The following is a 10,707-nucleotide window of genomic DNA, read 5'->3' as shown; positions in this document are numbered from 1 at the left end:
GATGGGGCCGTCGGGGTCGGGGAAGTCGACGGTCGCGCGGCTGGTGCTGCGCCTGATCGAGCCGACGGCGGGGCGCATCACCTTCGACGGCGAGCCCCTCGCCGCGCTCGGCGGCGCCCGGCTCCGGGCGCTGCGCAGGCGGGTGCAGCTCGTGCAGCAGAACCCGTACGCCTCCCTCGACCCCCGCTACAGCGTCGAGCGGATCGTGGCCGAGCCGCTGCGCGCGTTCCGAATCGGCGACCGGGCCTTCCGCCGCGCCCGCGTCCGCGAGCTCCTGGACCAGGTGGCGCTGCCCGCGGCCGTGCGGCGCCGCCGTCCCGCGGAGCTGTCGGGCGGGCAGCGCCAGCGCGTCGCCATCGCCCGCGCGCTGGCGCCCCGGCCCGACCTGCTGGTCTGCGACGAACCGGTGTCCGCGCTCGATGTGTCGGTGCAGGCGCAGATCCTGCGGCTGCTGGCCGGGCTGCGCGACGAGCTGGGCCTCGGCTACCTGTTCATCTCCCACGACCTCGCGGTCGTCGGGGAGGTGGCCGACCGGGTCGGGGTGATGCGCGCCGGGCGGCTCGTCGAACAGGGCACCACCGCCGAGGTCTTCGGCAGCCCCCGCGACGGCTACACCCGGGAGCTGCTGAGACTGATCCCCGGAGCGGGCCAGGACGCGCGCTAGGACGGGGGCTGGATTCCCAGGGCGTGCTGGAAGGTGTTCAGCGGGTCCCATCTCCCCTTCGCCCGCCGCAGCCGCGCGTAGTTGGACTTGTAGTAGAGCTCGGACCAGGGGACGCCGGAGGTGTTCCACGCCGGGTCCGCGAGGTCCACGTCGGGATAGTTGATGTAAGCGCCGTCGGCGAGCGCGCCGGAGACCGGGACGCCGCCGGTGCCGGAGAACAGCTCCCGGTAGAAGCCGCGGATCCAGGCGAGCTGCGCGGCGTCCTGGGCCGGGTCGATCCAGGACGTCCCGTACTGCGCCTTGATGACGGAGTCGCGCTGGGGGATCGCCCGGGCGTCCGATCCGGCCGCGTTGATCTGGCCGCCGTAGCCCGCGAGCAGCATCGTGGCGCCGCGTCCCTCGAAGCTCGCCATGGTCACGTACTTGTAGACGGTCGCGAGCTGGGCATCGGAGTAGGCGCGGCGCTGGTAGGAGGACTTGTCCTTGATGCGCAGCCCCAGAGCGGACCCGTAGTCGGGGAAGCTCAGGTATTTCCAGGCGACGCCCCAGGGCAGCTCCCGCTCCACCCTGGTCGCCTTCACGGCGACGCCCTCGGTGACGGCGGCGTTGAAGCCGGCGAGGATCCGCTCCGCGTCCGGCCGGGACCCGTCCACCTGCACGATCATGAAGAGGTTGCCGGTCTTGAAGTGGTTGCACCACAGGGTGGCGAACAGGCCCGCCTCCGGCGCGCCGGGAGCGCTGTGCGCCTCGTGCCAGCGGACGAAGTTGCCGACGATCCTGGAATAGGCCGCCTCGTCCATGCCGCTCCACGCCCACTCCGACCTGCTGATCAGCAGGGACGACGGGGGCCGCGGCAGGATCCGCGCCGGGGCGTTCCCCGTCGCGCCGGGGGAGCGCAGCCAGTATCTGCTGACGACGCCGAAGTTCCCGCCGCCCCCGCCGGTGTGCGCCCACCACAGGTCATGGGCCGGGTCCTTGGGGGACGAGGTCGCCACCACCGTCCGGGGCTCGCCGCTCTTGTCGACCACGACGACCTCGACGGCCTCCAGGTGGTCGACCACAAGGCCGAAGAGCCGCGAGAGCGCCCCGTACCCGCCGCCGCTGATGTGCCCGCCTACGCCGACCTGCGGGCAGACGCCGCCCGGCACGGTCGTCCCCCACTGCTTATAGAGCGTGTCGTACACCTGGCCGAGCGTGGCGCCCGCCTCGACCGCGACCGCGCCGCGCGTCCGGTCGAAGTACACCCCGGAGTACTGGGAGAGGTCGAGGACCACCTTGACGGACGGATCGGTCGTGAAGCCTTCGAGGCAGTGCCCGCCGCTCCGTACGGCGGGCCGCTTCCCGACGTGCACCGCCTCGGCGAGCGCCTGCTCGATCTGGCCCGCCGACTCGATCACGCGGACCGAGTCGGGCGTGCCCGCGAACCGGAAGTTGTTGCCGCGCACGAAGTCGGGATACCGGGGGTCGGACGGGGTGATGGTCGCGGCGGCGGCCCGCTGCTCGTCCGCCTCCGCGGGCGCGGCGGACCCGAGACCGGCGGTGGCGAGCGTGGCTGTGGCACCGAGGGCGAGGAACCCCCGGCGGTCGGAGTGCTGCATGGTGCGGTCGTCTCCCTAGGAGTGTCAGGTCAGGCGCTGTGGCGCGTCTCCCCCCGCTCCCCCTCTCCGGTCAGGACCTGGAGATGGAGGCTCTCGACCTCCGCGGAGGGGGTGAGGCCGAGCTCGGCGTCGAGCACGCCCCGCAGCCGCCGGTAGACCTGGAGGGCCTCGGCGCGGCGTCCGGAGCGGTTCAGCGCGGCGATGAGGCGGCCGTGCAGCCACTCGTTGAGCGGGTACTCGGCCACCAGCGACTGCAGCTCGCCGATCAGCCGGCGGTGATGGCCGAGCGCGAGCTCGGCCTCGACCCGCAGCTCCGCCGCGCGCATGCGGAGCTCACCGAGGTGGACGGCGCGGGCCTCCAGGAGCGGGCCGCAGGGCACGTCGGCCAGCGGCGCCCCCCGGTAGAGCGCGAGCGCCCGCTGCACGTGCGTGATCGTCTCCTCGGCGCGTCCGGTGGACAGGTACGCGGTCGCCGCGTCGATCTCGGCCTCGAACGTGGTCGCGTCGATCTGCTCGCGCGGTACGCGCAGCAGGTAGCCGAGCTGGTGGGTCGTGATCGGGTCGGTGCCGGTCTGGGTGGAGAGCATCTTGCGGAGCTGGTAGACGTAGGTCTGCAGGGTCGTCGTCGCGCTGGCCGGCAGGCGGTCGCGCCACAGCTCGGTCATCAGCGTCTCGGTGGCGACGACGTGGTTGGTCCTGCTCAGCAGGAGCGCGAGGACGCAGCGGACCTTGGGCGGCAGGGCCGGGCAGAGCCCTCCGCTATGGCTGATCTCAAGCGGTCCGAGTATGCGGAACATCGTCATGCTGCCCCCAATGATCACCGGCAACGAATCTCTGCTTTATTTCACCCTGAAATAGGCCGATTCGAAAAGTGTCACGGGGATTTTCCGCTTGGATTCGGTTATCTGCCCGGATCCGAGCCTCCTTCCTTTGTGTGCCAATCGCTGCGGCGCCGCACGTCACCCCCGTGGACTCCCAGCGTATGCACGCCCGTCGAGGTGCGCTCGATGGACGCTAGCGCGGCACTTGAGATGGGCCCGTTTCCCTGCTCAGAACCGTTATCGCGACTGTCCGTAGCCGCCTTGTCCACGATTAGGGAAATGTTTCGGTTGTGTTCCGCGGGCCCCCGGACCGGGCTCCGCATCATGTCGACGGGACAACGGCGGGCACCCGGCCGCCGGCCGCCGAGCCGTGGCCGCTCGCGTCTGAGATGACACAAATTTGTGTTATCTCCGTCAGAGCTGCTATCGTCGCCGGCGTGTCACAGGACGCGCAGCTGATCTTCGCCGACCACGTCGGGCGCTTCTACGCGCGCCGGTACGGCTTCCCGCCGATGGCCGGGCGCCTGCTGGGGTACCTGTTCGTCTGCGACCCGCCGCAGCAGACGATCGACGAACTGGGCGAGGCGCTGCTGGCGAGCCGCAGCGCCATCACCGGTGCGGTCAACCTGCTGGAGGGCCACCGGATGGCGCGCCGGACGCGTGTCGCCGGCGAGCGGGCGGACCGGGTGGATCTCGACCCGGAGAGCCGGCAGCCGCAGAACTTCGACTCCGCCCTCCACAAGGCGCACGCGGCGCTGTTCCGCGAGGGGCTGGCCCTGCTCGCCGACGCCCCGCCGGAGCGCCGGGCGCCGCTCGCGGAGATGGTCGCGCTGGCCGAGTTCCTCAGCGGGCGGCTGCCCGCGCTGCTGGACGAGTGGCATGCGTATCGCGATGAACTCCGAGCCTCAGGGAGGCTGCCATGATCGACCCCGAAATGCGCGTCCTACGGGAACGGGCCGACAGAGGCGACGCGTCCGCCGCCGACGAGCTGATCGAGCTCGCCGCCGAGCGCGGCGACATGGACGAGCTGCGCCGCCTGTCCGCCGGCGGCAACGCCACCGCGACCGACCAGCTGATCGAGCTCGCCACCGAACTCGACGACATGGACGAGTTGCGCCGCCTCGCCGCCGGCGGCAACACCACCGCCGCCGAGCAGCTCATGGAGCTCACCGCCGAGTAACGGCCGCCGCCCGCGAACCGGGCTCCCGCGCCCCACCACCGCTTGCGCGGGCAGGCCATTGACGAATTCGTCCATTCGGGTGGCCTGATCCGCTCCGCGACCGCCGCACGCACGGAGCGCAGCCCGCGCGTCGCCAGGGCCCGGTACCGCACCGCCTCAGCGTGGTATTCATCCGCGATCACCTCATCGAACCCGAAGGCCCGAGCCCGGTCGGCCTTCTCGACCGCCCGCACCGCGCCCTTTCAGATCGCACAAGTCCGCGACGATTCCCCGGCGCTCCCGCCACAGCTGCATCCATCGGCGCCCATGGTCATGCCTCTCCGTTCCGCCAATCGGCGGCGCTCGTCTCGGTCCCGACACTGCGACAGAACCCTGACCGCGTCCATACGCCAAATGTGGTAACGCGAGCGTCCAGCGCCGGAGCCCCGGCCCGCCGGGCCTGCGGAAACCGCAAACCGGTAATTCTGCCCGAATTTCCAGCTCCATCCTGCACGGATCACTCGGATCCCCACGCCGGGCGGGTGCCGCCAAGATGACCGCCGCGCAGCGGACCCGCATCGCTCGTGCCTCCCCGCCGCACGCGACGCCTCCCGGACGGCCGGAGGTCCTCCGGGTTGACACTCCATCTCCCAAGGTACTTATAGTACTAGTCACCTAGATGAATGGAGGTCCGGTATGACCGCCGTCTTGCAGACCCAGGGACTGGGCAAGAAGTACGGACGTCGCTGGGCACTGAGGAACTGCACCCTCGACGTCCCGGCCGGCCGGGTCGTGGGACTGGTCGGCCCCAACGGGGCGGGCAAGACCACGCTGCTGAACCTGGCCGTCGGCCAGCTCCAACCGACCTCGGGCGGCATCACCGTGCTCGGCGGACGCCCCGCCTCCGGCCCGGAGCAGCTGGCCGGGGTCGGGTTCGTCGCCCAGAGCACCCCCACCTACGCCGGGCTGAGCATCGCCGAGCACCTCCGGCTGGGCGCCCGGCTCAACCCCGGGTGGGACGGCGCCGTGGCGAGGGACCGGATCGGACGGCTCGGCCTCGACCCCGCGCAGCGCGCCGGGAAGCTCTCGGGCGGCCAGCGCGCCCAGCTCGCCCTGACCCTGGGCATCGCCAAGCGGCCCCGGCTCCTGATCCTGGACGAACCGGTCGCCGCGCTCGATCCGCTCGCCCGCAGCGAGTTCCTCCAGGTGCTGATGGAGGCGGCGGCCGAACACCGGCTCAGCGTGGTGCTGTCCTCCCACCTGGTCGCCGACCTGGAACGGATCTGCGACCACCTCATCGTGCTCGTCGACTCCCGCGTCCAGGTGGCCGGAGGGGTCGACGAACTGCTGGCCACCCACCACCGGCTCACCGGCCCGCGCCTTCATCCCGTCCGGCTCCCCGCGGGCCGGCACGTCCTCTCCGAGAGGTACACCGACCGGCAGACCACCCTCATCGTCCGCGCCGACACCCCGGTCTTCGACCCCGCCTGGACGGTCGGGCCGGTCGGCCTGGAAGACCTCGTCCTGACCTACATGGCCCGTCCCACCGACACCGGCCGCCAGTCGGCCCTGGAGGTACAGCGATGATCTGGCTGACCTGGCGCCAGCTCCGCGCCGCGGCCGCGATGATGGCCGCCGCCCTCGCCGTCCTCGCCGCCGTCTTGGGCCTGACCGGGCCCGGCCTGGCCGACGACTACTCCACGGGGGTGGCCGCCTGCGTCGCCCAGAACGGCGGCTGCGCGAGGTTCTTCCCGCGGTTCTTCCACGACAACCAGGCGCTCTTCTTCGCCGTCACCGCCGCCATGCTGCTCCTCCCCGCCCTGGTCGGGCTGTTCTGGGGCGCGCCGCTGATCACGCGCGAGCTGGAGGCCGGCACGCACCGGCTGGTGTGGAACCAGAGCATCACGCGGACCCGCTGGCTGGCCGTCAAGCTCGCGCTCACCGGCACGGCCGCCATGACCGCCGCCGGGCTGGGCACCCTCGCGGTGACCTGGTGGTCGGGCCCGCTCGACAAGAGCGCCAACACCAGCGGCTTCACGCGGATGGGCCCCTTACTGTTCGACGCGCGCGGCATCGTCCCCATCGGCTACGCGGCGTTCGCGTTCGTCCTCGGCGTGTTCGCCGGGATGCTGGTCCGCCGCACCCTGCCCGCCATGGCCGTCACCCTCGCCGCCTTCGCCGTCCTTCAGACCGTCATGCCCCTGCTCGTCCGGCCCCACCTGCTCCCCCCGATCCGCACGACCAGCGACATCCGCGCCACGAACGTCGAGGACCTCTTCATGCAGCGGGGCGGCGGCCCCCTGCACCTGGTCATGAAGACGCAGGCGCCCAACGACCCCGGCGCGTGGGTCCTGTCCACCGGGATCGTCGATGCGTCCGGACGCGGCATCGGCGACGACATCCCCGTCTCCACCTCCTCCGGACCCTGCGCACCCCCCAAGGGGCGGCCCGGCCAGGCGGGGCGGGGCGAGGACCCGTTCGCGGCGTGCTTCACCGAGCTCAAGCGGCTCGGCTACCGGCAGAAGCTGACCTATCAGCCCTCCGACCGGTTCTGGCCCTTCCAATGGATCGAGACCGGCATCTACGCCGCCCTCACCCTCGGCCTCGCCGGATCCAGCTTCTGGTGGCTCCGCCGCCGCCTGTCATGACGTCTAACCTCGGGCGGCCGCGGCGAAAGTCTCCAGTTCCCTAGGGATGTCCGGACCGGCCGGCTGATAGACGACCTCGGTGGCGCCGCCCTGTTCGAGGAGAGCCAGCTTCTCCCGCCAGCCGGCCGGACCCAGCGCCATCCCGAGCGCTTCCAGCAGATCCCCGGTGACGAAGGGCCGGTCATAGGAGTTGATGGCGACCAGGTGGCCCTCATGCATCGCCAGATGACGATGCTCCCGCGGCACGGCGTCGTAGGCGGCCGCCCAGTCGCGTCCACTGGGAACCAGGTCGAGCTGGCCGAACTCGACGGCGAAATGCCCGACCATCCCGGCCGCGTGCCCGGCCGCCGCCAGCGCGCGTTCCGACCCGGGGTCCTCACCGTCCTCCAGGACGGTGCCGTACGTCATCACCGCGCTCCAGCCGAACCCGGGCACGGCGACCGGGCCGCTGAAGACCCCATCGCCCACCTCCCCGGCCACCGCGACGCCCTTGGGTCCTTGCGCGCCGACGAGGAACGGCACCTCGATGGGACGGGACGGCGCGAAACCCGCTTGGTGCAGCATCTCGATCACGGCACCGTCCCAATCCGCCCGCTCACCCCGCAGCAGCGCCTTCACCACGCGGATGTAGTCGGCGACCTGCGACCAGGGGATCGGACGCCGGCCCAGCGCGAGGCGCCCGCTGAACCCCGACCCGACACCCACAGCGACGCGTTCCGGCCCGACCAGCGAGACCAGGGTGGCGATGGCGGCGGCGGTGACCATGGGATGGCGCAGCGCCGGCACCACGACACCGGGCCCCAGTCCAATGCGGTCGGTGCGCTCTCCCGCCCGGCACAACTGCATCCACACGTCCGGATAGAGGGCCGGAGAATCAAAGAACCAGGCACGCTCATAACCAAGCCCCTCGGCGATCCTGGCATGCTCATGACTGTCAAGAGACGTAGCAAAAGCACACGATATCTCCAAAGCCACAGACCCCTCCCAGGCACCGCGTCCAGCAGCGAGCCTACCTAATAGCCACCGGAAACGCTCGTGCAGATTTCACTGGTGCATCCGAGTGTTGATAGTCCATCGGACATATTCGGAACGCAAGGCGCCTGTACCGTTGCACTCAACCAGTCCCATTGGATACGCATGCCGAGCTTAGGTCGCCGCAGACGAAGCGGCGTACCGGTAGTTGCTCCGACGCCGGGGCCTGAGTCAGCCGGACGGCGGTGAGGAGCGGCACGGCGGTTGATCGTGGTCCCGGCCGGTTTAGGGAGGAGCCGTGCTGGGGGCCACTCGAAAGATCCTCCCTTACCTCCCACGGAAGGACCGCCCGCGATGAACGAAAGCCCCCTGGTCAACCCGCGCGACCGATTCCCGCTCGGGCTCCCCGGCCACACGGTGCCCATCAGCTCCGAGACCCCCACTCAGACCGGCCGCCCCTGGGGAATGGACCACGCAGTCACACCAAACCCCATCCGGTCCATGGCCAAGCATGGGAAGCCCACCAGCACCAAACAGGAGAAGGTCCCGACCACGTACACCGACGACAGTAAGACCAAGCCGGACGACTACACACGGACGGTGACCGACTGATGTCCGCACAGACGGTGCTCATGCTCGCGGAGCAAGAGGACGGTGAAGCCGTCTACGTCTCCAATGCGCTCACGATGCGTGGCGTACGGGTCGTGTGGTTCGACACGGCGTGGTTCTCTTCCCGAGCCAGTGTCAGCGCCCGGTTGGGTTGCGATGGTTGGCACGGGGAGATCACCACCCCGGACGGGGCCGTCCGGCTGGAAGAGGTCACGGCGGTGTACTACCGCCAATCCCAGCCGTTCACATTCCCCGGCACCATGAGCGAGCCGGAACGTAGGTTCGCCACCGTCGAAGCCCGCTTCGGCTTCGGCGGACTGTTCATGTCGCTCCCGGCCTGCTGGGTCTCGCACCCGGCACGGCTTGCCGATGCGGAGTATCGGCCGCTTCAGATGGCCACCGCCGCACGGTGCGGCTTCACCACTCCCGCGAGCATCCTCACCAACCATCCCGGCGACGCTCGCGACTTCGCACGCTCGGGCGACGGGGCCGTGTACAAGGCGACCATGCATAAGCTGATCAGCGAGGACGACCGGGTGAAGCTGATCTACACGACCCCCGTTGATCCGGCCACCATCGACGACCGGGTCACCACGACGTTGCATCTCTTCCAAGCCAACGTGCCCAAGAGTCACGACGTCCGTGTGGTCGTGACCGGGAATGGGCACGTGCACGCCATCGCGATACACACCGATGATCCAGCCGCACGCCAGGACTTCCGAAACCGGTACGACACGCTCACGTACGAGATCACCAGCGTTCCCCGCGACGTGGCGCACTCCTGTCACGCCTACCTCAAAGCGCTTGGCTTGGAGTTGGGCGTGTTCGACTTCTGTGTGACCGACGACGGGCATGGTGGTTCCTAGAATGCGGCCCCGGAGCGCAATGGGCATGGCTGGAAGCCGAGACCGGGGCACCCATCGCGGACGCCGTAGCCGACACCCTCACTGGAGTGCCCGCATGACCAGCAATCTCGACGACTGGAGAGCCCACGCGGCAGCACTGGCCGACCGGCTCACCGAGCAAGGCACCATCACCGACCCGGCATGGCGGCAGGTGGTCGCGGCAGTCCCCCGGCACGTGTTCGTGCCCGAGTTCTACAGCGATGACGACCCGCCCGAACTCCTCACGGCCAGCGACCCCCGATGGCTGGGGCTGGCCTACGCCGACGACACCCTTGTGACCCAGCGCATGGAACACCCCGACCAACCCGGCTTCGCGTGGTCAACCAGTTCCAGCACCCGCCCCAGTCTCATGCTTCGGATGCTGCACATCCTTGACGTACGAGACGGCATCGCCGTTCTGGAGATCGGGACCGGGACCGGGTACAACTCCGGGTTGTTGTCCGAACGTCTAGGCTCCGAGCACGTCACCACTGTGGACATCGACCCGGCGCTGACCGACGCTGCACGTCTCCGGCTGGCTGACGCCGGTTACGCCCCGAGCGTCGCCGCCTATGACGGTCCCAGGGGCTACCCGCCCCGGGCCCCGTACGACCGGATCATCGCCACCGTGGCAACCGAACACGTGCCGGTCCCGTGGGTCGAGCAAACCCGCCCGGGAGGTGTCATCCTCGCTGACATCCGGCCCCGTGGCATGACCTGGGCTGGGGCGCTCGCACGGCTCACCGTTGCCGCCGACGGAACCGCTAGCGGCCCGCTGGTGTCATGCACCTGGGGGTTCATGTCCACTCGGCGTGATGCGGCACGGCCCGGCATCCCCGAAGGGGTAGCCATTGACGCCACCACCGTGCACACCCGAACAAGCGAGATCGGCAGCGAGGCACTCCACACCCCCGGATTGGCCTTGCTGATCTGGCAGCGTCTCCCCGGCATCAACGCGTTCCCCGGCCCCGACGGAACCGAGATCACCACACCGGACGGGTCATGGGTCAAAGCCCCCAAGACCACCCCCGCCAAAGTCGAGCACGGCGGACCGGCCGACATCTGGAAGGAAGTCGAGCAAGCTCACACCTGGTGGACCGACCACGGAAGCCCCGACGTGGAAACGTTCGGGCTCACCATCGGTCCCAACGGGCAACGCCTCTGGCACGAGACCCCGGACGGAACAAGCTGGGCAGCCCCCTGCCAGCTGTAGGGGCTTCCCCCCGAAATGTGGACACCGATTTCAGGCGGTAGCGGTCAGGCTACCGGTGGTTTCTCGTAGTTGATCGGTGAGAGTTGGCCGAGGCGGGAGTGCCTGCGGCGGGTGTTGTAGCGGGTGGCCCAGCGGAAGA

At 70.1% G+C, this 10,707-nt stretch carries 11 protein-coding genes; 8 read left to right on the top strand and 3 right to left on the bottom strand.

Going from position 1 to position 10,707, the window contains the following annotated elements; translation table 11 throughout:
• Positions 1–664, top strand: a 664-nt coding sequence (locus E1298_RS37805; RefSeq protein WP_131902065.1) for an ABC transporter ATP-binding protein, incomplete at its 5' end; no start/stop codon positions are given.
• Here the strand turns inward: E1298_RS37805 and E1298_RS37800 are convergent.
• On the bottom strand, positions 661–2,262 hold the full coding sequence (locus tag E1298_RS37800) for an FAD-binding oxidoreductase (protein ID WP_131902063.1): 1,602 nt from the start codon (positions 2,260–2,262) through the stop codon (positions 661–663). The genes E1298_RS37805 and E1298_RS37800 overlap by 4 nt on opposite strands.
• A gap of 29 nt (positions 2,263–2,291) precedes the next feature.
• Positions 2,292–3,059 carry an AfsR/SARP family transcriptional regulator gene (locus tag E1298_RS37795; RefSeq protein ID WP_165975867.1) on the bottom strand — a complete coding sequence of 256 codons (768 nt, stop codon included), beginning with the start codon at positions 3,057–3,059 and terminating at the stop codon, positions 2,292–2,294.
• A 461-nt stretch (positions 3,060–3,520) separates the two neighbouring features.
• Here E1298_RS37795 and E1298_RS37790 point away from each other — a divergent pair, with 461 nt between their 5' ends.
• The 4 genes from E1298_RS37790 (at position 3,521) to E1298_RS37775 (ending at position 6,890) form a co-directional block, all read left to right on the top strand.
• The gene (locus E1298_RS37790; RefSeq protein ID WP_131902058.1) at positions 3,521–4,006 is read left to right on the top strand and encodes a GbsR/MarR family transcriptional regulator; all 486 of its coding nucleotides are present in this window, start codon (positions 3,521–3,523) and stop codon (positions 4,004–4,006) included.
• The gene (locus E1298_RS37785; protein WP_131902056.1) at positions 4,003–4,263 is read left to right on the top strand and encodes a hypothetical protein; all 261 of its coding nucleotides are present in this window, start codon (positions 4,003–4,005) and stop codon (positions 4,261–4,263) included. Before E1298_RS37790 ends, E1298_RS37785 begins: the two co-directional genes overlap by 4 nt.
• A 675-nt stretch (positions 4,264–4,938) precedes the next feature.
• A complete protein-coding gene (locus E1298_RS37780; RefSeq protein WP_131902054.1) occupies positions 4,939–5,829 on the top strand; it encodes an ABC transporter ATP-binding protein in 891 nt (296 codons plus the stop codon).
• Positions 5,826–6,890 (top strand): ABC-2 transporter permease, encoded by a 1,065-nt coding sequence (locus E1298_RS37775; protein ID WP_131902052.1) that lies wholly within the window; start codon positions 5,826–5,828, stop codon positions 6,888–6,890. The genes E1298_RS37780 and E1298_RS37775 overlap by 4 nt, the downstream gene beginning before the upstream one ends.
• A gap of 3 nt (positions 6,891–6,893) precedes the next feature.
• Here E1298_RS37775 and E1298_RS37770 read toward each other — a convergent pair whose 3' ends face one another.
• Complete coding sequence (locus E1298_RS37770; RefSeq protein WP_207945080.1) at positions 6,894–7,865, bottom strand: LLM class flavin-dependent oxidoreductase; 972 nt, start codon at positions 7,863–7,865, stop codon at positions 6,894–6,896.
• 351 nt (positions 7,866–8,216) lie between these two features.
• Here E1298_RS37770 and E1298_RS37765 point away from each other — a divergent pair, with 351 nt between their 5' ends.
• From E1298_RS37765 to E1298_RS37755, 3 genes are all read left to right on the top strand, one after another.
• Positions 8,217–8,474 (top strand): hypothetical protein, encoded by a 258-nt coding sequence (locus E1298_RS37765; protein ID WP_131902050.1) that lies wholly within the window; start codon positions 8,217–8,219, stop codon positions 8,472–8,474.
• Positions 8,474–9,337 (top strand): MvdC/MvdD family ATP grasp protein, encoded by an 864-nt coding sequence (locus E1298_RS37760; RefSeq protein ID WP_131902048.1) that lies wholly within the window; start codon positions 8,474–8,476, stop codon positions 9,335–9,337. The genes E1298_RS37765 and E1298_RS37760 overlap by 1 nt, the downstream gene beginning before the upstream one ends.
• Positions 9,338–9,431: 94 nt before the next feature.
• A complete protein-coding gene (locus E1298_RS37755; protein WP_165975866.1) occupies positions 9,432–10,568 on the top strand; it encodes a methyltransferase domain-containing protein in 1,137 nt (378 codons plus the stop codon).
• The last annotated feature ends 139 nt before the right edge of the window (positions 10,569–10,707 follow it).

Source organism: Actinomadura rubrisoli (assembly GCF_004349215.1).
GTDB lineage: Bacteria > Actinomycetota > Actinomycetes > Streptosporangiales > Streptosporangiaceae > Spirillospora > Spirillospora rubrisoli.
This window is presented reverse-complemented; position numbering and strand designations above follow the sequence as displayed.

Bases quoted from the DNA above. Each gene is read 5' to 3' on its own strand.
- E1298_RS37795 (WP_165975867.1), bottom strand. From the start codon at position 3,059: ATGTTCCGCATACTCGGACCGCTTGAGATCAGCCATAGCGGAGGGCTC.
- E1298_RS37800 (WP_131902063.1), bottom strand. From the start codon at position 2,262: ATGCAGCACTCCGACCGCCGGGGGTTCCTCGCCCTCGGTGCCACAGCC.
- E1298_RS37780 (WP_131902054.1), top strand. From the start codon at position 4,939: ATGACCGCCGTCTTGCAGACCCAGGGACTGGGCAAGAAGTACGGACGT.
- E1298_RS37760 (WP_131902048.1), top strand. From the start codon at position 8,474: ATGTCCGCACAGACGGTGCTCATGCTCGCGGAGCAAGAGGACGGTGAA.
- E1298_RS37755 (WP_165975866.1), top strand. From the start codon at position 9,432: ATGACCAGCAATCTCGACGACTGGAGAGCCCACGCGGCAGCACTGGCC.
- E1298_RS37765 (WP_131902050.1), top strand. From the start codon at position 8,217: ATGAACGAAAGCCCCCTGGTCAACCCGCGCGACCGATTCCCGCTCGGG.
- E1298_RS37785 (WP_131902056.1), top strand. From the start codon at position 4,003: ATGATCGACCCCGAAATGCGCGTCCTACGGGAACGGGCCGACAGAGGC.
- E1298_RS37775 (WP_131902052.1), top strand. From the start codon at position 5,826: ATGATCTGGCTGACCTGGCGCCAGCTCCGCGCCGCGGCCGCGATGATG.